This is a genomic window from Sphingopyxis sp. MWB1, assembly GCF_000763945.1.
Lineage (GTDB): Bacteria > Pseudomonadota > Alphaproteobacteria > Sphingomonadales > Sphingomonadaceae > Sphingopyxis.
In genome coordinates, this window is the sequence record NZ_JQFJ01000002.1 from 2,442,732 (window position 1) to 2,462,799 (window position 20,068).

Here is a 20,068-nt window from a genome sequence, read left to right on the forward strand (position 1 = left end):
GCGGGCTCCCGCCTTCGCGGGAGCAGAAAATCGCCATTCCTTACCAGCCCCACGGGGCGGGCGGCGGTGTGACCGGACGGTCATAATCAAAGGTCGCGCGGAAATGCCGGCCTTCGCGGTCCAGCGCATAGGAAAAGCCCTCCGCATCGGTTTCCACCGTCCAGATATTGGTGACCGATGCGCCCAGGCCATTGGCCTTGAACATGGCGATGGATTCGGCATCGACCGGAAAGCGTTGCTGCGTGGCGCTGCCCGCATCGGCGGTATCGCCGCCATACATGGTGACATCATCCTTGCTGCCATCGGCGTGACGATGATCATGCTTCAGCCGCAGGCCCTCCGCCGTGCGGCTGATGATCCAGGTGCGCGACCGGTCCCAGCCGCCATCGGGGCCAAGCCCTTCGATGTGAAAGGGGATTTCGATGCGGTCGGGGGTGCAATGGCGGATATGCATCACCATCGCCTTGCCCTTCATATCGGCATCGGCGGGCTGGTCGCTCGCGAGCTCGCCCGCATAGGCCTGACCGCAGCGCGTGGTGAGGGCCGCAAAGAACATATCCTGCGGACTTGTGGACGGGGAGGGAGTGACGCATCCCACGAGCAGCGCTGCGCTCGACAGCGCGAGCGGCAGGGAAAGCGTCTTCATTTCAAAAGGCCCAGACGCGGAATCTCGACCTTGGGGCAACGGTCCATAACGACGATCAATCCCGCCTCTTCGGCGCGCTTGGCCGCCGCGTCGTTGATCACGCCAATCTGCATCCACACCGCCTTGGCGCCGTGGACAATGGCTTCATCGACGGCGTGTCCGGCATCTTCGCTGTTGCGGAAAATATCGACGATCTCGGCGGCGGGTTCGACATCGGCAAGGCTGGCGACGACGGGCGCGCCATGGATCGTCTTGCCGGCATGGCCGGGATTGACGGCAATCACGTCATGCCCCTGTTCGACCAGAAAGCCGAGCACGCCATTGGAGGGGCGCGATGGATTGGGCGAGGCGCCCACCACGGCAATGCGCCGGGGCTGACCCAGCAGTTCGCGCATCTGCGCTTCGTCGTTCACGGCCATGCTTATCCCTTTCGCGCGTCAAGCCAGTCGGCAATTTTCGATGCTATAGCATGGAATGGCTCGCCAAGGGGGTCGGTTCCGGCTGCTGGCGGAACCCCGGCATCGCTTGACAGGCGAATACCCATGGCGAGGGGGACGCGGCCCAGAAAGGGCAGCTCCATGGTCTTGGCCGCCGCCTCGGCGCCGCCGCTGCCAAAAGGATCGCTGACCTCGCCGCAATGGGGACAGGTATAGCCCGCCATATTTTCAACCAGCCCGATGATCGGGACATCGGCCTGTTTGAACAGGGTGACGGCGCGGGTCGCATCCATCAGCGCCAGATCCTGCGGGGTGGAGATGATCACGGCGCCTGCGGGCTTGTGCCGCTGGATCATGGTAATCTGCACATCGCCGGTGCCGGGGGGCAGGTCGACAATCAATGTGTCGATATCGCCCCAGCTTGCATCGACCAGCTGTTCCAGCGCCTTCCCCGCCATCGGTCCGCGCCACGCAATCGCCTGTCCCGGCGGGGCAATCTGGCCGGTCGACAGCATCGGCACGCCATAGGCATTGGGGACGGGGGAGAGTTTGGATCCCTTGGCTTCGGGCTTCTTGCCCTCGCTGTCCATCAGCCGGGGCTGCGACGGCCCATAGATATCGGCATCGACCAGCCCCACCTTGACCCCGCGCCGTTGCAGCGCGACCGCCAGATTGGCGGCGAGCGTCGATTTGCCGACCCCGCCCTTGCCGCTGCCCACTGCGATGATCGTCATCGCGCGGCGCTCTGCCGTCATGGCGATCCGCACCGTCACGGCGCCCGCCGCGATCAGCGCGTCACGCAGCGCGGCCTCCAGCGGCGCGCGCGCCGTTTCGGCCAGGCCCGATACGTCGAGCATAAGCGCGACGGTGCCTGCATCGTCGAGCAGGCGGACGCCCGAGGCGCGGCCTTTCGACATATTTGCGGCAATTTCGGTGAGGCGGGAAAGGTCGAGATTTTGGGTCATGTCGGGGGCAGATAGGCATGAGCGCAGCGATTGCCAGCCATTTTCATCTGCTTCCCCCTGTTAATCGCGCGCGCCATCCCTATAAAAGCAGAATGAGCAACAAGAATGAAGGCAGCATGGAACGCCGCACCTCCTTGGGATTGCGGCGATTTTTCCATCAGATCAGCCAGATGGCAAATAGTCCCTGGGGCGGTGGGCCCAAGGATTCGGGGGATGGCGACGGCGGTGAGGGAGAAAGAAAAAAACCCGGCCCCCGCAACCCCTGGGTCACCCCTGATCCGATCGATACCAACCGCGGTCGCAAGCCGCGCGGACCATCGGCGCTCGACGAGCTGCTTCGCAAGGGGCGCGGCCGCATGGGCGGTGGCGGCGGCCCAGGCGGCGGTGGCGGAATCGATTTCAGCGATTCCGCCAAATATTGGAAATGGGGCGTGCTGGCGGGGACCGGCCTGTGGCTCGCCATTTCCTCTTTCCATGTCGTGCCTCCCGAAAAGGAAGGGGTGGTCACCCGCTTGGGCAGCTATTCGCGGACTGTCGGACCGGGCGTGAAATTCACCTTTCCCGCGCCGATCGAGCGCATCCGCATGGAAGATGTGCGCGCCATTCGCACCATGCCCATCGGTTCGCCCAATGCGAGTGATGAAAATTTCGTGCTGACCCGCGATCAGAGCTTGGTCGATCTGGCCTATGAAGTGCGGTGGTCGGTGCGGGATCCGGAGCTTTTTTTCTTTCAGCTTGCCGATCCCGAAGGGACGATCCGCGAAGTTGCCGAGAGCGCGATGCGCGCGACGGTCGCCAATTTCGACCTTGTACAGGCGATTGGTCCGGGGCGTGTCGATATTGAAGCGCAGGTGCAGCGCCGCATGCAGGCCCTGCTCGACCAATATCGGGCCGGGGTCATGATCCAGGGCATCGCGATCCGGCAGGCGGACCCGCCCAGCCAGGTCGATGAGGCTTTCAAGGAAGTGACCGCCGCACGGCAGGAGCGCGAATCGGCGATCAACCGCTCGCGTGCTTATGAGCAGCAGGTGCTGGAACGCGCCCGCGGCGACACGGCGGCTTTCGACAAGATTTACGAGCAATATAAGCTGGCGCCTGAAGTCACGCGGCAGCGGCTTTATTATGAAACGATGGAGAATGTGTTGTCGAACGTCGACAAGACGATCGTCGAACCGCGCGGTGTGAACACCTATTTGCCGCTGAGTGAATTGCAGCGGCGCGCGCGGCCGATGACCGAGCCCGATGCTGCACCAAAGGGAGGCCAGTGATGCTGAAATCGCTGTTCCATAACCCGGTGCGGTTGCTGGTCGGAGTTCTAGCCCTGCTGGTACTTCTCTCGATGACGGTTACTATTGTTCCCGAGGACAAGCAGGCGGTCGTACTGCGTGTGGGCGAAGTTTATGGGACAAAAAATGCCTATAAACCCGGCGAAAATTTTGGCCGGTCGGGCGCGGGGCTTTTGATGACCATGCCCTTTGCCGACACGGTGCAACTGATCGACAAGCGCATATTGGGCATCAATATGGAGCGTCAGCAGGTGCTGTCGACCGACCAGCAGCGTTTGCAGGTCGATGCTTTCGCCCGTTTCCGCATCACCGATCCCGTCCGTATGTATACGGCGATCCGCACCGAAGAACGGTTGCAGCAGCAGCTTGCCACCATCCTGGGATCGTCGCTGCGGAACGAGCTGGGCAAGCGTACTTTTGCGACCTTGCTTTCGCCCGAACGCGGCGCGGTGATGGATAATATCCAGGTCGCGCTCAACCGCGAGGCGCAGAAATATGGCGCCGAGGTGATCGATGTGCGGATCAAGCGCGCCGACCTGCCCGAAGGCGCAACGCTGGAGGCGGCTTATAATCGCATGCGAACCGCGCGGCAGCAGGAGGCCATTTCGATCCGTGCCGAAGGCGAAAAGGAAGCGCAGATCATTCGCGGTAACGCCGATGGTGAAGCCGCGCGCATCTATGCCGCCAGCTTTGGCAAGGATCCCGATTTTTACGATTTCTACCGCGCGATGCAAAGTTATCGCCAGACATTCATGGGTGAGAATAATCAGGGCGGGACGTCGATTATCCTGTCGCCCGACAATGAATATCTGAAACGCTTTCGCGGGAATTGATCGACGCGGACCGTTGGAACTGGCGGTTCGGAGATAGAAGAACGGGAGGTCGCCTTGCGGCGGCCTCCCGTTTTTTTTTGTGGTTAGAAGCGCATTCCGATACCCGCCAGCACTTGATGGCGATCCGAACGCATTTTCAGCATCGGGTCTTCGTCGCCGGCGCCAATGCGCTGTGATGCACTGCCATATTTGGTATAGGCATATTCCAGTTTGCCATAGACGCCCTGGTTCAGCCCGAATTCGACGCCGCCACCAGCATGGAATCCGCCGCGATTCTTGGAAAAGCCATAGGTGTCGCCAGGCTCTTCCTCATCATTGTCCGTCAGGTCGGGGTCATAAAAATTGCTGATCTTGCCGTGTGAATATCCACCTTTGACGTAGATCATCGACTTGTCGCTGAGAGGAAGACCGGCGCGCGCGCCGATGTTGAAGCTACGCTTCAGTTTGGAGCAACCCAAGTCATCGCCCACCAGTTCGGCGCAGGTTCGGCCATCTGAGAAGTCGGCGCCGATATAGCCGCCGAGTACCATCCCGCCTTCCAGCTGATAATCATAGCCGATTTCGGCGCCATAGCTGATCGAGCCGTCCTTGTCGGTCGCTTTCAGAATTTCGGGGCCGCTCTCTTCATCTTCGGGGTCATAATCGGGGTTTGGGAGGTGCGCCGTCGTGCCGAGCTGTTCCCATCCGCCGCGCACTTCGGCGCGGAATCCGGACAAATCCTGAGCGTAGGCGGGGGTCGCCGTCGCCGCGAGGAGGGCGGCCATGGAAATTATATATTTCATCCTCTTTCCTTCTCCAAATATTGGGGGGCTTTGGAAGGAAAGTCAGGCCGCCGGACAATTTCGTTCCCGGCCCGCTTTCCCCTTGGATGACGGAGCCCGGCGGGGCGGGCCTTGATCAAAATTGGGGAAGCTGGGGTCTGTGACGAGCGGCAACATGTTTTCGCCGGGGCGTGATGAGGGAGAAAAGCAGCGGCTTGCGGTCCAGGCCAAGGAGCGGTAACCCGTGCATAACCATGCAGCCATCCTATATGTTCAAATGATGTTAAGCCACGGGGCGCCAGAGAAGCCGCGCCGGGGTTCTTGGGTTGCCTGACACTCAATAAGAGAAGAGGATTTGCGATCGTGCGTTATGTATATGGCATCACTTCGGCGCTGTTGATGGGCGGAACGGCGCTGGCGCTGGTTACCCAATCGCCTGTCGGCGCCCAGGTGGCCCAGAATGACAGCAGCGAAATCGCGCGGACTGTGCCGCGTTCGGGCGCACCCGAAAGCTTTGCCGATCTGGTCGAGCAGCTTCAGCCTGCCGTGGTCAATATCTCGACAAAGCAGCAGGTGACGCTGGGTGTTCGCCTCAACCCCTTTGCGGGGACCCGCGAACCGATCACCCAGGAACAGCAGGGCGGCGGATCGGGCTTTCTGATTTCAAATGACGGTTATATCGTCACCAATAATCATGTGATCTCTGGCGGCCCGCGCGGCGAGGAAGTCAATGAAGTCACCGTTACCCTGACCAATCAAAAGGAATATAAGGCAAAGATTGTCGGCCGTGATGCGGCATCCGATCTGGCCTTGCTGAAAATCGACGCCAAGGGCCTGCCCTTCGTCAAATTCGGCGACAGCAATGCCGCGCGCGTCGGCGACTGGGTGGTAGCGATCGGCAACCCGCTGGGGCTCGGCTCGACCGTGACCGCCGGTATTATTTCGGCCGTTCAGCGCAACATTGGCCAGGGCGGCGCCTATGACCGCTATATTCAGACCGATACCGCGATTAACCGCGGCAATTCGGGCGGTCCGCTGTTCGATTTGCAGGGGAATGTTGTGGGGATCAACAATATGCTGATCTCCCCCGTTGGCGCGAACATCGGCGTTAATTTCGCCATTCCCGCCGATGCGGCGATTCCGGTGATCAATGCACTGCGCGCGGGCGAGCGACCGCAGCGCGGCTATCTGGGTATCGGCATTGCGCCGGTGAATGAAGATCTGGCAGCGGCGCTGGGTCTGCCCAAGGATCGTGGCGAATTCGTCCAGCGGGTTGAACCCGATGGTGCGGCTGCCAAAGCCGGAATGAAGCGCGGCGATGTCGTGACGATGGTCAATGGCAAGGAAGTCACGCCGCGCCAGACGCTTTCCTACATTGTCGCCAATACCAAGCCGGGAACCCGCATTCCGATCGAGATCGTGCGCGACGGCAAGAAGGTGACGCTGCAGGCCGTGGTTGGCGAGCGCCCCCCGGAAAGTGAATTGGTCGGCTCCGACTTCGATCCTGAAGATGAGCAGGCGCTTCCTGACGATCCCAAGGGCAGCGCCGACAAGGTTCTGCAGGAGCAGCTGGGCCTTGCTGTTCAGCCGCTGACCAGCGATATCGCCCGGGCCGTGGGTGTCGACAGCGACACCAAGGGCCTGGTTATCGTGGCGGGTTCGCGGACGAGCGATGCGGCGCGCAAAGGATTGCGCCGCGGCGACGTGATCCTGAGCATCAATCGGTCGCCGGTTACGAGCACCGAAGCGTTGGCAAAAGGCGTCACCGATGCCAAAAAGGCGGGCCGCGATGCCGTATTGCTGGAAATCCTTCGTCGAGGCGGCCCTGCGGCCTTCATTCCGGTTCGTCTCAACGACTGAGGAACGGCGTATCAAAGGGGCGTCGGCGTGTGCAATCCCGGCGCCCTTTTTTCTTGCGCGACATCTAAAAAGTTCTACTTTTGTTCCCTGTTCGAGTCGGGAGGAAAGTGATGATTGGATATGTGACGCTTGGAACCAGCGACCTGGAGCGGGGGGCTGTATTCTATGATGCAATTGCGAAGGAACTGGGCACCCCCCGGATGATGGAAACGGACGATTATATCGCCTGGGGAAAGATGGATGGTCCCGCCGGGGTCGCGTTGACCAAGCCTTTCGATGGCAATCCGGCTACGGTCGGAAACGGCGTGATGGTCGCTTTTCAGGCAAAGGATAAGGATCAGGTCCAGCGCCTCCATGATATTGCGCTAGCGAATGGCGGCAGCTGTGAAGGCGCTCCGGGACCACGGGGCGATAATTTTTATGCGGCTTATTTTCGGGATCCCGATGGAAACAAGCTTAACGCTTTCCTGATGGGGTGACCCGGTGATTGCTTGATTTTCAGACGCGTGCGGCTGTAGACCTAGCTTTCTTTCTTCAGGGAGGCAGCGGGTGAGCGAGGGCAGCACGGCAAGCGAAATTTATCTGGGGCTTGGCGGAGGCGGCGCGGCGGATGGCCCGCGTCAGTCGCTGGTACTGAAACGCGCCAACCGCCATGGTCTGATCGCCGGGGCGACCGGCACCGGCAAGACGGTGAGCTTGCAGGGTTTGGCGGAAAGCTTTTCCGCCGCAGGCGTGCCCGTATTTGTTGCCGACGTAAAAGGCGATTTGTCGGGCATGGCAATGGCGGGAAGCCCGACCGCCAAGACGCATGAGCCCTTTTCCAAGCGGGCCGCAGAAATTGGCGATGCTGATTGGACCTATCACGATAATCCGGTAATTTTCTGGGACCTGTTCGGTGAGCAGGGGCATCCGGTTCGCACGACCATTTCCGAAATGGGGCCGCTGTTGCTCGCGCGGCTGATGGGGCTCAACGATACGCAGGAAGGCGTGCTCGCCATCGCCTTTCGGGTGGCTGACGAGCAGGAAATGCTGCTGCTCGATCTCGCCGATCTGCAGGCGATGCTGTCTTGGTGCGCCGAAAATGCCAAGGAGCTTTCGGGGCAATATGGCAATGTATCGAAAGCCAGCGTCGGAGCGATCCAGCGTCAGCTTTTGACCCTGGAAAGCCAGGGCGGTGATCATTTCTTTGGCGAGCCCGCGCTCGACATTATGGACATGATCCAGTGCGACGAAAAGGGGCGGGGATATGTGAACATCCTAGCCGCCGACAAGCTGATGGCCAGCCCCAAATTATATGGCACTTTTCTGCTGTGGCTTCTTTCCGAAATTTTCGAAACGTTGCCCGAAGTGGGCGATCCGGAAAAGCCCAAGCTCGTTTTCTTTTTTGACGAGGCCCATTTGTTGTTCGAAGACGCGCCGCCTGCGCTGACCGAGAAGATTGAACAGGTGGTGCGTCTTATTCGCTCCAAGGGGGTGGGCGTTTATTTCGTCACGCAAAACCCGATTGATGTGCCGGAAGATGTGGCGGGCCAATTGGGCAATCGCGTCCAGCATGCGCTGCGTGCCTTTACCCCGCGCGACCAAAAAGCCGTAAAGGCCGCTGCCGATACTTTTCGGCCCAATCCAAAAGTCGATGTCGCGCGGGAAATTACGGAGCTGAAGGTCGGCGAGGCTCTGGTCTCGCTGCTCGATGCCGATGGTGCGCCGTCGCCGGTCGAGCGCACCTTGATCAAGCCGCCGTGCTCGCGTGCAGGTCCGCTCGACAAGAAAGAGCGGGCGATCATCCAATCGGTTTCGCCCGTTGAGGGCAAATATGACACGGCGGTTAATCGCGAAAGCGCCGAAGAACTGCTCGCAGCCAAGGCTGAACAGGCCGTCGCGGCTGCCGCCGAGGCACAGGCGCAAGAGCAGGCTGAAAAAGAAGCTGCCGCCCAGGCCAAGGAAGAAGCCAAGCGCAAGGCGGACGAAGAACGCGAGCGCTTGCGTGCTGAAAAAGCCGCCGCGCGCGAGGCCGCCAAGCCGACTATGGCGGAAAAGATGATGCAATCGGCGGCGCGTTCCGCAGCCACCAGCCTGGGGCGTCAATTCGCTGGCAAGTTGGGCAGCCAGTTGATGCGCGGCATTATGGGCAGCTTGTTCAAATAAGCGAAAAGGGGGCGGCGGCGCCAATCGTGCGGCCTCCCCCATTGTTTGGGAAAGCCAAGGAACGGCGAGGGGAGTAAGAGCGGCGCTGCGCCTGCTTATTTCGGCCCTCGCATGATCCAGTTGAACGCCATGGCATTGAACATGGTATAAAGACCATAGAGAAGCAGGCCGGTAAACCAGTTGCGCGTGGCAATCGCCATGGCACCCACCAGCAGCAGAAATTCGAAGATATAGGTGAAGTGAGGACCGGTCTTTTTGATCAGCGGCGCAATCATTTGCCGGACCGTCGGGTCGTTGCTTTCCATGAAAGCGCGGTGCATGGCGAAATTTGCGACCCCCGCGCAGAAAATGGCAATGATGGCAATCCACATAGGTTTGCAAAATGACGCAGACGGGGTGGAAATGCCAGCGCCATTCGGTTTAGATTCCCCAACATTCCCAAATTTATACTGATACTCCGACCAAAAAGAAGATCTCGCCGATGATTCTGCTTTCCCCTCTGACGACCCTCGCTGCGCTGACCGCCGTCCAGCCGCTGTCCTTTGGCCCCGTGCCGGTCCAGTTCGAAGCCGTGCCGAGCGAGGGCCTGGAAACGCGAAGCGCGGCCGTTCTGTTGTCCGCTGAAGAGCAGCTCAGCACGCCGCCATCGGTCATCCTGCCTTTGCCGGATGCGCTGAGGACGCTGATCGAAGCGGCAATGGTCAAGGGCGAAGATGGCGAAGTGGCGACCGTGATAACCCTCGCGCGCGAGACGCATCCGCAAAGCGCGCCTGAAATTGATGCGCTATTTGCGGCCTATGAAGCGCAGCGGGATCCCGCCGACAAGAAGGAGGTCCCGAATCCGGTACGTGAAATGCTGGAGGTCGCGATTGAAAGCGGTCAGGACCGCGACGTCGAAACGGTCGGCAAGCTGGCCAAGCAGGCCAATCCAGAGGATGCGGCGCTGTTCGAAACGATGCTTGCCGAATATCGTACCAAAAGAGCCAAGGAAAAAGCCGCCAAGGAAGCTGCTGAGCGTGCGCGGATCGAACAGGCGAAGCTGTGGGAAAATTGGACTGGTGAGGGGCAGATTGGCGCGTCGCATGCGACGGGCAATACCAAGTCTGCGGGCCTTAGCCTCGGAATTGGCATCACGCGCAAGGGCATCGACTGGGACCAGCGTTTTCGGGCCCAGGCCGATTATCAACGCACCAACGGACGCACAACGGTAGACAGATATTTGGCCGAATATGAACCGCAAATTCGTATCAGTCCGCGTGCCTTTGTTTTTGGTCTGGGACGCTGGGAAGATGACCGGATGCAAGGGTTTGACACCCGCTGGAGCGCCTCTGGCGGGCTAGGTTACAAGGTGATTCAGCAGGATAATATGACGCTGAACGTCAAGGCCGGGCCTGCCTGGAGGCAGACACATTATATCAAGGGGGGGCAGGACACCGAACTGACCGGGCTGGCAGGCCTTGATTTCGCCTGGCAGATGTCACCGACGCTGCGGTTGACCCAAACGGCGTCGACCATCGTCGGCGAACGCACGACGGCGACCAGTGCGCTAACCTCGGTCAACGCCAAGTTGACCGAGGATTTATCCGCGCGCTTTTCCTACGCTGCCGATCTCGACACCAATCCGCCGGCGGGGATTGAAAAGCTTGATACGCGTACGCGCTTTACGCTGGTTTACGGTTTTTAGCGGGTAGCGCCCCAACCTGCGTCGCGCGCAGCGCGTTCGGCGGCGCCGTCCAGCGGTGCGCCGACCATCATGGCGGCGGCCGCTTGGGCCAGTCCGCTGGAGGAGGCCTGCCGAAATTCGCTGCTCGCCGTCCCCGCCTGCGTGCGTTCGAGCGCCCAGCCATTGGCGCTGTGGCAGCCGATGCCGTCGAGCGCGTCGCTCTCAAAGCTGCGGCAATAACGGCCTTGACGGTCGCGAAAACTCATCCCGATCCGCACCGCGGCATCGCCTGTCTGATTGGACGCAAGCTGGGTGTCGAGCGCCTGGGCGAGCGGGCCGGCAGCCACAACCATGCCATCGGCCATGGCGACGGGCGCTGCCGGGGCCCATGGCCGCAGCCCGATGGTGAGGCCCAGCGCCAGCGAGGCCGCCATCGCGCCCCACTGCGCCCCGCTCCATTGGCCCATGAGCCAATGTCTGCTGCGGCCTTTTGCTTCCCTTGCCGCGCGTCGCTCGGCTAGACTGTCAACGATCCTGTCTCCCGATTGCTCGCTTGCACCAGCAAGGAGCGCCGTGAGGCGATCGGGCACCGGCTCTTCGGCAACGGGTGCATAATGGGCAGCGAGCCGGTCACGCAGCGCGCGATGGCGCGCGATCTCGGCGGCAAGTGCGGCATTGGTTTCGGCCTCACGGGTGATGCGATGCGCCGTGAGATCATCAAGCTCGCCATCGACGAAAGCGGCGATGGTTTCAGGATCGAAAGTCATGCGGCTTCTCCCAGCATCTGCATCAGGCTTTCGCGGCCCCGCGCCAGCCGTGATGTGACGGTGCCGATCGGCACGTCCAATATGTCGGCGGCTTCGCGATAGGCATAGCCTTCGACCAGCACTAGCAGGACGACTTCGCGTTGTTCATCGGGAAGGCGCGCCATGGCCTTGTCGACATCGCCCCCGACCACGCCCGCCTCGACCTGTGCCGCATCGTCGCCCGCCACCTGAGTGACGGCATCGTCGATAGGGGCGTGGATGCCGCGCCGTCCGGCGGCGCGGCGGTCGTCGATCCAGAGGTTGCGCGTTATCCGGTACATCCAGCTATCCAGTCTTGTCCCATGGCTCCATTGATCCTGCGATTTCAGCGCGCGCTCGATCGCCGCCTGACACAGATCGTCGGCGTCGCTGGTGTTGCCGGTCAGCCCGCGCGCAAAGCGGCGCAGGCGCGGCAACAGCTCGACCAATTCGTCCTCAAAGCGCATAATCGCCTTTTCGCCTTCTCCCGGATGAAACGATGCACTCCTATCGTTTCTTCCCGCGGATGCTAAATTTTTTCGGCGGTGGGTGCCTGGTTCAACATTGGCTCATCATGCTGCGATCAAGGACGGCTTATGCGATATGCGATTTTGGTTCTGGCGATAGGCGCGCTGCTGATCGGCGGCGGCGCCCCGAGCGCCTCGGCGCAGCTTTCGCTGCCGCAGATCGGTGTTCCCGACCAGCGCGGGAGCCTGCCACCGCTTTCGCCCCTGCCGTCGCCGCTGCCCGAGGTCGAGCGGAGCGCGCGCGGGCTGGTGAATGGCGGGCTGGAGCGCGTTCGACTGGACCGGATCGCCACTTTGCTGCGCGAACATCCGGGACGGGTCGAGCTGGACCGCGACAAGCAGATTGCGCGTGCGGGCGTCCTGATCGCAAGCGGGGTCGATGCCGCTATGCTGGCCAAGGCTGAAGGAGCGGGTTTTACACTGATCGACCGGGAGCGGATTGAAGGACTCGACCTCGAGATCATGCGCTTTCGCTTGCCCCGGGGGCAAAGCCTTGCGCGCGCGCAAAAACGGCTCGCCAAGCTTTTGCCCGAGGCGGAGGTCGATGCCGACCATCTTTATTTTCAAAGCGCGGGCAGCGGGCATGCCGCGGGCGGCGCGCTTTCCGGCGCGGCGCTGGCGATGGCGACACCGGGCGGACGCGCCTCGCTGGGGCTGATCGACGGCGGCGTTGCCAAGCATGCTGCCCTGTCTGGCCGCGTCGAGCAACGCGGCTTTGCTAGCGGCGCGCCCCGGCCGAGCGCGCATGGCACGGCGGTGGCGTCCTTGATGATCGGCACCGGGCCGGTCCGGGGGGGCGCCCCCGGAGCGCGGCTGCTCGCTGCCGATGTTTATGGCAATGATCCGGCGGGCGGTAATGCCAGCGCCATTGCCCGCGCGCTCGGCTGGCTTGCCGAACGCGGGGTTGCCGTGACAACGATCAGCCTCGTCGGGCCGGACAATAGGCTGTTGGGGCTTGCGGTGCGGCGCGCACAGCGACGCGGCATGCTGATTGTTGCGGCGGTGGGCAATGACGGCCCCGCTGCGCCGCCCGCCTATCCCGCCGCATGGCTGGGGGTGCTGGGCGTGACCGGGGTCGATGACAAGGCCCGCGCGCTTCCCGAAGCGCGGGTGAAGTCGGGGGTCGATTTTGCGGCGCCTGGCGCCGATATGGCCGCGGCGGATGAAAAGGGCGGGGTTGCGGCGGTGCGCGGCACCTCCTTTGCCGCGCCGCTCGTCGCGGGACGGCTCGCGCGCCATTATGGCGCGCCCGATGTTCAGCGGATCGAGCCTGCCGTCGCCGCCCTGATCGCCGAAGCGCATGATCTGGGTAAAAAGGGGCGTGACAAAATCTATGGCCATGGGCTGATTTGCGGCGATTGCGCGCGCCGCTGAATTTTTTTTGGAAGAAATCGCAAAGCGCCATCGTTCTCTTCCCAGGCCCACCCCCTCCGGGCCGCAAGACTTAGGAGAAGGATTATGGCGAAGAAGATTTTCATTCCCGCAGCGGCGCTGATGGTTTCGGCGCTGGCGATGGCAGCCCCCGCCTCGGCGCAGCTTCTGGGCGGTAGCGGCGGTCTGGGCGGAAGCCTTGGCGGCACCGTCGGCAGCACGCTGGGCGGATCGCTGGGTAATCCCGGCGACCGGATCGGCAGCACCATCGGCGGCGCAGGCGATCTGGCCGGATCGGGCCGGGGTGATGCGCAGGTCGATCGTCGTTCGGGCCGCGTGCGGTCGAGCGGCAAGGCCGATGCGCGCGGCAATGGTTCGGCCAATGGCGGCGCGGACCTGCTGGGCCGCCAGATTGGCGGATCGGCCAACAGCTCGGCAGAAGCCTCGGGCAGCGGTAGCGTGGACGCGCAACTGATCGGCACCGACGCGGTTGGCCAGACGGTGCGCGGCGCGGCCGGCACGGTGCGCGGTACCGCCTCCTCCGCGGTTGGCACCGCTGGCAATGTCGCCGCGACGGCTCGCAATCGCGCGGCCGGTGCGGCGTCGGGCGCTGGCTCGCTGGCGGGGCAGGCTGCCGGTTCGGCGTCGGGTAGCGCCAATGGCGTCTATCAGGGCAGCCTCGGCCAGCTTGCGGCGGCAGGCAGCGGTGCGGCCAATGCGGGCGGCATGTTCGCGGTTGAACCCGGAATGCCTGTCACTGACCCGCGCGGCAAGGTCATCGGCTATGTGCAGGATGTGCGCCAGACGGGCCGCGGCGTGGTTGACGCCGTGACCGTCGAAGTCGGCGATCGCGCCGCGACGCTCCCCGCCGCCAGCTTTGCCGGATCGGGCGATGTGCTCGTCAGCGGCATGACCAAGGGCGAGCTGAAAAATGCTGCCAAGCAGCAGGAAGCCGCCGGAGACGATGCCCAATAAGCATTGGTAAGAAATGGGCGTGACCGGCGCTCCACCCCCTCAAATGCCGGACACGACCGGGGCGGGTTCTTTGGGACCCGCCCTTTCTTTTGCGTCCGGCTCAATAGCTGCGCGGCATTCCCAGCACATGTTCCGCGACATAGGACAGGATCATGTTCGTGCTGATCGGCGCGACCTGATAGAGGCGGGTTTCGCGGAATTTGCGTTCGATGTCATATTCGGCGGCGAAGCCAAAGCCGCCATGGGTCTGGATGCACGCTTCGCCTGCCGCCCAGCTTGCCTCGGCCGCCAGCATCTTGGCCATATTCGCCTCTGCCCCCGCATTGTCGCCCGCTTCATATCTGGCGATCCCGTCGAGGACGAGCAGTTCGGCGGCGCGCATCTGGGCATAGGCGCGGGCGATGGGGAATTGCACCCCCTGATTCTGGCCGATCGGGCGGCCGAACAGCACGCGCTCCTTCGCATAGCTGCTTGCTTTCTCGATGAACCATTTCGCATCGCCGATGCACTCGGCGGCGATCAGCAGCCGTTCGGCATTCATGCCGGAAAGGATGTAGCGAAAGCCCTTGCCCTCCTCGCCGATCAGGTTCGCTGCGGGCACGTGCATCTGGTCAAAGAAGATTTCGGTCGTCGCATGGTTCATCATCGTGTCGATCGGGCGGATCGACAGCGTGCTCGCGGCCAGCGCTTCCTTCATGTCGACCAGAAAGACCGACAGACCCTCGGTACGGCTCGCCGCTTCCCCGCGCGGGGTCGTGCGCGCGAGCAGGATCATCAGGTCGCTGTGCTCCGCGCGGCTGGTCCACAATTTCTGGCCGCTGACGACATAATGGTCGCCATCCCTTTTGGCCGTGGTCTTCAGGCTCAGCGTGTCGGTGCCGCTCGTCGGTTCGGTGACGCCAAAGGCCTGCAACCGCAATTCGCCCGTGGCGACGCGCGGCAGATAGCGGCTTTTCTGTTCCTCTGATCCGTGGCGCAGCAAAGTGCCCATCACATACATTTGTGCGTGGACCGCGCCTCCGTTGCAACCCTGTCGCTGGATTTCCTCCAATATCGCGGCGGCGGCGGACAGCGGCAGTCCCGCGCCGCCATATTCCTCCGGGATCAGCGCGGCGAGATAGCCCGCTTCGCCCAGCGCGGCGACAAATTCGCTGGGATATTCGCGCGCGCGGTCCTTCGCCTGCCAATAGGGGCCGGGAAAGGCCGCGCAAAGCTTGGCGACCTCGGCGCGAATGTCGCTGTAATCGGGGATCATGCGGCCTCGAAGATCGCGGCGATGCCCTGGCCGCCGCCGATGCACATGGTTTCAAGCCCATAGCGCCCGCCGCGCCGCTTGAGCTCGCGGGTCAGGTTGGCCAGGATGCGCCCGCCGGTCGCGCCAATGGGGTGGCCGAGCGAGATGCCCGATCCGTTGACATTGAGCATGTCCATGCGGCTGTCGCCTTCCGACCAGCCCCAGCCCTTCAGCACCGCGAGCACCTGCGGCGCGAAGGCTTCGTTCAATTCGACCAGATCGATATCATCCCAGCCAAGGCCGCTGCGCGCAAAGAGCCGCTCGGTCGCGGGAACGGGGCCGATGCCCATGCGGCTGGGGTCGCAGCCCGCCGCTGCCGAGCTGTGATACCAGGCGACGGGTTCAAGGCCGAGTTCATCCAGCTTGTCCTCCGCCACCACCAGACAGGCGGCGGCGGCGTCATTCTGCTGGCTCGCATTGCCCGCGGTGACCACCCCGCCTTCCAGCGCGCGCAGCTTGCCCAGGCTCTCCATGCTCGCATCGGCGCGATAGCCCTCGTCATGGTCGAAGAGGATGGGATCGCCCTTGCGCTGCGGCACGCTGACTGGGACCATCTCGTCGTCGAACAGCCCTTTGGCCCAGGCCGCGGCAGCGTTCTGATGGCTGCGCACGGCATAGGCGTCGCACGCCTCGCGGCTGATATCGTAATCTTTGGCCAGATTTTCCGCCGTTTCGATCATGCCGCTGATCACGCCGAAACGCTCGATCGGCTGCGACATCACGCGCCCACGCGTCAGCCGGTCGTGCAGCGTGACATTGCCCGCGCGCACGCCCTTTCGAAGGTCGGTCGAATAATGTTCGACGTTGGACATGCTCTCGCACCCGCCCGCGACGATGACATCGGACATGCCGGTCTGCACCATCATCGCGGCGTTGACGATCGCCTGTAGCCCCGAACCGCAGCGGCGGTCGAGCTGATAGCCCGGAACCTCGATCGGCAGCCCAGCGGCGAGCCATGACCAGTGGCCGATGCACGGCGCCTCGCCATTGCCATAGCCCTGGCTGAAAACGACATCGTCGACGCGCGCGGGGTCGATCGCGGTGCGCTCCATCAACGCCTTCAATATGACCGCGCCCAGATCGCCCGCGGTCATCGCGGACAGCGCGCCGCCGAACTTGCCGACGGGGGTGCGGATGGGGGCGACGATGGCGGCGCGGCGCAGGGTCATGGCATTCTCCAGATTCGGATGATTATAAACGGAAGGGGAAGGGCGGGCGCATCAACCGACACCGACAATCCCCGCATCGATCAGCCGGGCAATCTCGCCCGATGGCAGCGACAGGCGTTCGGCCAAAATTTGCTCGCTATGCTGGCCGTTGCGCGGCGCGGGGCGCGGTGGCTGGCGCTCCTGCTGCGGCAGCGTGGCGAAGCTACCTGCGGCGGGATAGGCAAAGCCGCTGGGGTTTTCCGCCGCGCCGAAAATGGGATTGTCCGCAACGAGCGCCGGGTCGTTCGCGGCGTCGAGCATGGTGCGATAGGGCGAATGGACGATGCCGCCTGCGTCAAAAGCGGCGGCAAGATCGTCATGGTCGCGCGCGGCGATCGCGGCCTCGAACAGCGGATAGAGCGCGTCGCGATGGGTAAAGCGCAGGCCGTCGTCTCCGGCGAAGGACACGCCGCGTTCGGCCTCGACCGCAGCAACCGCTTCGCCCAGACGCAGCGCCGCGACCAGGTTCGCCCATTGCCGCGGGGTAACGACGACGATCATCGTCCGCCGTCCGTCGCGCGTCGTAAAATCGCGTCCGAACAGGCCATAGACGGCGTTGCCCAGCCGGGGGCGGTTCTCTCGCGCGTACAGCACCTCAGCAATCCCGCCCAGATTGGCGACGGTGCCGATGGCGACATCGGACAGCGGGATGCGCACCTCGCCGCCCGTTCCGGTCGCGCGCCTCCGTTCGATCGCTGCCATCAGCGCAAAGGCGGTATAAGCGCCGGTCAGCAGGTCCCAGGCGGGAAGGACATGGTTGACCGGTTCCGGCCCGGCGCCGGTCAGCATCGGATAACCGACGCTGTTGTTGACCGTATAGTCGAGCGCGGGCGAGCCGTCGGCCCAGCCCATGACGCGCACCGTGATCAACTCCGCGCATCGTTCGGCAAGGCGCTCGTGCGCCAGGAAACCGTCGACCGGAAAATTGGTGACGAACTGCCCGGCGGCGCGCACCAGCTCTTGCAGCAATTCACGACCTTCGGGGCGGGAGAGGTCGAGCGCCACCGACTTTTTCGCACGGTTGAGATTTTCCCAATAGAGGGAATCATTGTCTGCGGTGACGGGCCAGCGGCGAAAATCGGGGCCGCCGCCGATCTGGTCGACCCGGATCACTTCGGCTCCCATTTGCGCCAAGTAAAGGCCGGCGGTGGGGGAGGCGACGAAGGAGGAGGCCTCGATCACGCTCAACGAAGGGAGAAGATCATACATGGCGCCCGTTTCAGCGCCTCCGGTCGCGGCTGGACATGGATCGACTCTCCTCTCGCGGGAGGAGCTACCGGCTATGGTTGCAAAGGGCAACCTATCAGTCGGCGGGACAACTATCCCGCCTCGGCGAGCAGTGCCCTGGCTTCGTCGCCTTCCCAGTCGATGGCGCCGATCACCCGCCACAGTTCGCGGCCCGAGGCGTCATAATAGATGCTGGTCGGCAGCGCGCTGTTATAAGCGTCGAGCAGCTCATTGTCGGGATCGAGATAGGGCTGCAGCGCCTTCAATCCCGCCTTCTGGAACCAGGGATCGACGATTTCGGCGCCCTGCAAATCCTGTGCGACCACCACGACATGCAGCCGCGCATTTAGAGCCGCCAGCGCGTCGAGCGTCGGCATTTCAGCAACACAGGGCGCGCACCATGTCGCCCAGAGATTGACGAGGAGCGGTTTGCCGCGAAAGGCGGCGAGCGTCACCAGCGAGTCATCGGGTGCGATAAAGCGGGCGCCGGGGGCAGGCTTGCCGCGGTGGCTGCGATCGACCTTGTGCGCTAAAGCTTCCAGCGAGGGGGTGTCCTTGGCGCTGGCGGCAATCGAATTGCCTGTGCCTTCAGCCGCTGCTTGCTCCGCGCCGGGCTTTTCCCTATCGCAGCCCGCGATGGCCGCCCCGACCAGCAGGGCGAACGTTGCGACAGTTTTTTTCGGGATCACGCGGATGACCAAATCTCCGGACAGTAACAGCATGTGGGGCGGGCGCTTTGGTGGCGGCCCCGATGCGATCATGCAAGAGATTAACGCTTCTATCCCCATCGACAAGCGCCTGTGGGAAGAGGATGTTGCCGCAAGCCGCGCCCATGCCGCGATGCTGGGGGCGCAGGGCATTATCTCTGGCGCCGATGCCGCGACCATCGATGCAGGGTTAGCGCAGATCGCCGGGGAATTTGCGCGAGACGGCGTGCCCGTCGACCTCAGCCTTGAAGATATTCACATGACCGTCGAGGCGCGTTTGAAGGAGCTGGTGGGTGAAGCCGCCGGGCGTCTCCACACCGCGCGCTCGCGCAATGATCAGGTCGCGACCGATTTCCGCCTGTGGACACGCACCGCTTGCGAGCGGATCGACGCGGGGCTGAAGGCGCTGCAGGCTGCGCTGCTCGCCCGCGCCGAGGAGCATGCCGACAGCATCATGCCCGGCTTTACCCATTTGCAGGTCGCGCAGCCGGTGACGCTGGGCCATCATCTGCTCGCCTATGTCGAAATGCTCGCGCGCGACCGGGGGCGCTTTGTCGATGCGCGGGCGCGGCTCAACGAATCGCCGCTTGGTGCTGCGGCGCTCGCGGGCACCAGCTTCCCGCTCGATCGCGACGCAACCGCCTCGGCGCTCGGCTTCGATCGCCCGATGGCGAACAGCATCGACGCCGTGTCCGACCGTGATTTTGCGCTGGAATTTTGTGCCGCCGCTTCGATTTCTGCGATTCATCTGTCGCGCCTTGCCGAAGAAATCGTGATCTGGGCGAGCCAGCCCTTCGGCTTCATCAGCCTGCCCGATGCCTGGTCGACGGGCAGCTCGATCATGCCGCAAAAGCGCAATCCCGATGCCGCCGAACTGGTGCGTGGGCGCGCGGGCATGCTTCTTGGCGCCTTTCAGCGGCTCGCGGTGATCGTCAAAGGCCTGCCGCTCACCTATTCCAAGGATTTGCAGGATGACAAGGAAACGGTTTTCAGCGCCTTTGACGCGCTCGCCCTGTCACTCGCCGCGATGACCGGCATGGTCGAAACGCTGACTTTCCGCACCGACCGGATGCGCGCGCTCGCCGCGTCGGGCTATTCGACTGCGACCGACCTGGCCGACTGGCTGGTGCGCGAAGCAGGCGTGCCGTTCCGCGAGGCGCATCATATCGTTGGCGCCTGCGTCAAGCGTGCCGAGGAACTGGGCGTAGAGCTCTCCGCCTTGCCTCCCGCCGATGCAGCCGCCATTCATTCCGCCGTGACTCCCGATGCATTGGCCGCGTTGACGGTTGAAGCATCGGTTGCAAGTCGCGCAAGCTATGGCGGGACGGCACCCGAGAGGGTAAGGCAGGCCATCGCCGCAGCGCGCGCGGCGCTTTAG

At 63.2% G+C, this 20,068-nt stretch carries 20 protein-coding genes; 9 read left to right on the forward strand and 11 right to left on the reverse strand.

What is annotated here, in order from left to right; translation table 11 throughout:
- Nucleotides 1–40: 40 nt before the first annotated feature.
- The 3 genes from JV18_RS0112185 to JV18_RS0112195 are packed head-to-tail and all read right to left on the reverse strand — an operon-like array spanning nt 41 to nt 2,048.
- On the reverse strand, nt 41–646 hold the full coding sequence (locus JV18_RS0112185; protein WP_033074704.1) for a hypothetical protein: 606 nt from the start codon (nt 644–646) through the stop codon (nt 41–43).
- A complete protein-coding gene (locus tag JV18_RS0112190; protein ID WP_033074705.1) occupies nt 643–1,065 on the reverse strand; it encodes a CoA-binding protein in 423 nt (140 codons plus the stop codon). Before JV18_RS0112190 ends, JV18_RS0112185 begins: the two co-directional genes overlap by 4 nt.
- A gap of 2 nt (nt 1,066–1,067) precedes the next feature.
- On the reverse strand, nt 1,068–2,048 hold the full coding sequence (locus JV18_RS0112195; protein WP_033074706.1) for an Mrp/NBP35 family ATP-binding protein: 981 nt from the start codon (nt 2,046–2,048) through the stop codon (nt 1,068–1,070).
- A 92-nt stretch (nt 2,049–2,140) separates the two neighbouring features.
- Between JV18_RS0112195 and hflK the strand changes: the two genes are divergently transcribed.
- Together hflK and hflC are read left to right on the forward strand one after the other, a co-directional pair.
- Entirely contained in the window at nt 2,141–3,316 is a 1,176-nt protein-coding gene (hflK, locus tag JV18_RS0112200) for a protease modulator HflK (RefSeq protein ID WP_081944847.1), read from the forward strand.
- A complete protein-coding gene (gene hflC / locus JV18_RS0112205; RefSeq protein ID WP_081944782.1) occupies nt 3,316–4,167 on the forward strand; it encodes a protease modulator HflC in 852 nt (283 codons plus the stop codon). Before hflK ends, hflC begins: the two co-directional genes overlap by 1 nt.
- 83 nt (nt 4,168–4,250) lie before the next feature.
- On the opposite strand, the gene JV18_RS0112210 is transcribed toward hflC, so the two are convergent.
- Nucleotides 4,251–4,949 carry an outer membrane protein gene (locus JV18_RS0112210; protein WP_033074707.1) on the reverse strand — a complete coding sequence of 233 codons (699 nt, stop codon included), beginning with the start codon at nt 4,947–4,949 and terminating at the stop codon, nt 4,251–4,253.
- Between the two features lie 342 nt (nt 4,950–5,291).
- Here JV18_RS0112210 and JV18_RS0112215 point away from each other — a divergent pair, with 342 nt between their 5' ends.
- The 3 genes from JV18_RS0112215 to JV18_RS0112225 all read left to right on the forward strand — a co-directional run bounded on the left by JV18_RS0112215 (nt 5,292) and on the right by JV18_RS0112225 (nt 8,933).
- Nucleotides 5,292–6,788, forward strand: coding sequence for a Do family serine endopeptidase (locus tag JV18_RS0112215; protein ID WP_033074708.1), 1,497 nt, complete (start codon nt 5,292–5,294; stop codon nt 6,786–6,788).
- Nucleotides 6,789–6,898: 110 nt separating this feature from the next.
- Nucleotides 6,899–7,267, forward strand: coding sequence for a VOC family protein (locus JV18_RS0112220; protein ID WP_033074709.1), 369 nt, complete (start codon nt 6,899–6,901; stop codon nt 7,265–7,267).
- 70 nt (nt 7,268–7,337) lie between these two features.
- Entirely contained in the window at nt 7,338–8,933 is a 1,596-nt protein-coding gene (locus tag JV18_RS0112225; protein ID WP_200879098.1) for a helicase HerA-like domain-containing protein, read from the forward strand.
- 95 nt (nt 8,934–9,028) lie between these two features.
- Here JV18_RS0112225 and JV18_RS0112230 read toward each other — a convergent pair whose 3' ends face one another.
- Entirely contained in the window at nt 9,029–9,253 is a 225-nt protein-coding gene (locus JV18_RS0112230; RefSeq protein ID WP_235303238.1) for a hypothetical protein, read from the reverse strand.
- A 161-nt stretch (nt 9,254–9,414) separates the two neighbouring features.
- Between JV18_RS0112230 and JV18_RS0112235 the strand changes: the two genes are divergently transcribed.
- Nucleotides 9,415–10,617 (forward strand): DUF481 domain-containing protein, encoded by a 1,203-nt coding sequence (locus JV18_RS0112235; protein WP_235303240.1) that lies wholly within the window; start codon nt 9,415–9,417, stop codon nt 10,615–10,617.
- Here JV18_RS0112235 and JV18_RS0112240 read toward each other — a convergent pair.
- The gene (locus tag JV18_RS0112240; protein WP_033074711.1) at nt 10,614–11,363 is read right to left on the reverse strand and encodes an anti-sigma factor family protein; all 750 of its coding nucleotides are present in this window, start codon (nt 11,361–11,363) and stop codon (nt 10,614–10,616) included. The genes JV18_RS0112235 and JV18_RS0112240 overlap by 4 nt on opposite strands.
- Nucleotides 11,360–11,848: an RNA polymerase sigma factor gene (locus tag JV18_RS0112245; protein WP_033074712.1), complete on the reverse strand. Its 489-nt coding sequence runs from the start codon at nt 11,846–11,848 to the stop codon at nt 11,360–11,362. Before JV18_RS0112245 ends, JV18_RS0112240 begins: the two co-directional genes overlap by 4 nt.
- A gap of 129 nt (nt 11,849–11,977) precedes the next feature.
- On the opposite strand from JV18_RS0112245, the gene JV18_RS0112250 reads away from it, so the two are divergent.
- Complete coding sequence (locus JV18_RS0112250) at nt 11,978–13,282, forward strand: S8 family serine peptidase (RefSeq protein WP_033074713.1); 1,305 nt, start codon at nt 11,978–11,980, stop codon at nt 13,280–13,282.
- An 84-nt stretch (nt 13,283–13,366) separates the two neighbouring features.
- Nucleotides 13,367–14,254 (forward strand): hypothetical protein, encoded by an 888-nt coding sequence (locus JV18_RS14755; RefSeq protein WP_052071971.1) that lies wholly within the window; start codon nt 13,367–13,369, stop codon nt 14,252–14,254.
- A 100-nt stretch (nt 14,255–14,354) separates the two neighbouring features.
- On the opposite strand, the gene JV18_RS0112260 is transcribed toward JV18_RS14755, so the two are convergent.
- The 4 genes from JV18_RS0112260 to JV18_RS0112275 form a co-directional block, all read right to left on the reverse strand.
- On the reverse strand, nt 14,355–15,509 hold the full coding sequence (locus JV18_RS0112260) for an acyl-CoA dehydrogenase family protein (RefSeq protein WP_033074714.1): 1,155 nt from the start codon (nt 15,507–15,509) through the stop codon (nt 14,355–14,357).
- A complete protein-coding gene (locus tag JV18_RS0112265; RefSeq protein ID WP_033074715.1) occupies nt 15,506–16,717 on the reverse strand; it encodes an acetyl-CoA C-acetyltransferase in 1,212 nt (403 codons plus the stop codon). Before JV18_RS0112265 ends, JV18_RS0112260 begins: the two co-directional genes overlap by 4 nt.
- Nucleotides 16,718–16,768: 51 nt before the next feature.
- A complete protein-coding gene (locus JV18_RS0112270) occupies nt 16,769–17,965 on the reverse strand; it encodes a CoA transferase (RefSeq protein ID WP_033074716.1) in 1,197 nt (398 codons plus the stop codon).
- Between the two features lie 110 nt (nt 17,966–18,075).
- The gene (locus JV18_RS0112275; protein ID WP_235303242.1) at nt 18,076–18,672 is read right to left on the reverse strand and encodes a TlpA family protein disulfide reductase; all 597 of its coding nucleotides are present in this window, start codon (nt 18,670–18,672) and stop codon (nt 18,076–18,078) included.
- Nucleotides 18,673–18,703: 31 nt separating this feature from the next.
- On the opposite strand from JV18_RS0112275, the gene argH reads away from it, so the two are divergent.
- On the forward strand, nt 18,704–20,068 hold the full coding sequence (gene argH, locus JV18_RS0112280) for an argininosuccinate lyase (RefSeq protein WP_033074717.1): 1,365 nt from the start codon (nt 18,704–18,706) through the stop codon (nt 20,066–20,068).

What these genes read in the sequence shown, in the direction of transcription:
- JV18_RS14755 (WP_052071971.1), top strand. Translation starts at nt 13,367, where the DNA reads ATGGCGAAGAAGATTTTCATTCCCGCAGCGGCGCTGATGGTTTCGGCG.
- argH (WP_033074717.1), top strand. Translation starts at nt 18,704, where the DNA reads ATGTGGGGCGGGCGCTTTGGTGGCGGCCCCGATGCGATCATGCAAGAG.
- JV18_RS0112195 (WP_033074706.1), bottom strand. Translation starts at nt 2,048, where the DNA reads ATGACCCAAAATCTCGACCTTTCCCGCCTCACCGAAATTGCCGCAAAT.
- JV18_RS0112235 (WP_235303240.1), top strand. Translation starts at nt 9,415, where the DNA reads ATGATTCTGCTTTCCCCTCTGACGACCCTCGCTGCGCTGACCGCCGTC.
- JV18_RS0112250 (WP_033074713.1), top strand. Translation starts at nt 11,978, where the DNA reads ATGCGATATGCGATTTTGGTTCTGGCGATAGGCGCGCTGCTGATCGGC.
- hflC (WP_081944782.1), top strand. Translation starts at nt 3,316, where the DNA reads ATGCTGAAATCGCTGTTCCATAACCCGGTGCGGTTGCTGGTCGGAGTT.
- JV18_RS0112185 (WP_033074704.1), bottom strand. Translation starts at nt 646, where the DNA reads ATGAAGACGCTTTCCCTGCCGCTCGCGCTGTCGAGCGCAGCGCTGCTC.
- JV18_RS0112220 (WP_033074709.1), top strand. Translation starts at nt 6,899, where the DNA reads ATGATTGGATATGTGACGCTTGGAACCAGCGACCTGGAGCGGGGGGCT.
- JV18_RS0112230 (WP_235303238.1), bottom strand. Translation starts at nt 9,253, where the DNA reads ATGCACCGCGCTTTCATGGAAAGCAACGACCCGACGGTCCGGCAAATG.
- JV18_RS0112265 (WP_033074715.1), bottom strand. Translation starts at nt 16,717, where the DNA reads ATGACCCTGCGCCGCGCCGCCATCGTCGCCCCCATCCGCACCCCCGTC.
- JV18_RS0112270 (WP_033074716.1), bottom strand. Translation starts at nt 17,965, where the DNA reads ATGTATGATCTTCTCCCTTCGTTGAGCGTGATCGAGGCCTCCTCCTTC.
- JV18_RS0112245 (WP_033074712.1), bottom strand. Translation starts at nt 11,848, where the DNA reads ATGCGCTTTGAGGACGAATTGGTCGAGCTGTTGCCGCGCCTGCGCCGC.
- hflK (WP_081944847.1), top strand. Translation starts at nt 2,141, where the DNA reads ATGAGCAACAAGAATGAAGGCAGCATGGAACGCCGCACCTCCTTGGGA.
- JV18_RS0112240 (WP_033074711.1), bottom strand. Translation starts at nt 11,363, where the DNA reads ATGACTTTCGATCCTGAAACCATCGCCGCTTTCGTCGATGGCGAGCTT.
- JV18_RS0112260 (WP_033074714.1), bottom strand. Translation starts at nt 15,509, where the DNA reads ATGATCCCCGATTACAGCGACATTCGCGCCGAGGTCGCCAAGCTTTGC.
- JV18_RS0112190 (WP_033074705.1), bottom strand. Translation starts at nt 1,065, where the DNA reads ATGGCCGTGAACGACGAAGCGCAGATGCGCGAACTGCTGGGTCAGCCC.
- JV18_RS0112210 (WP_033074707.1), bottom strand. Translation starts at nt 4,949, where the DNA reads ATGAAATATATAATTTCCATGGCCGCCCTCCTCGCGGCGACGGCGACC.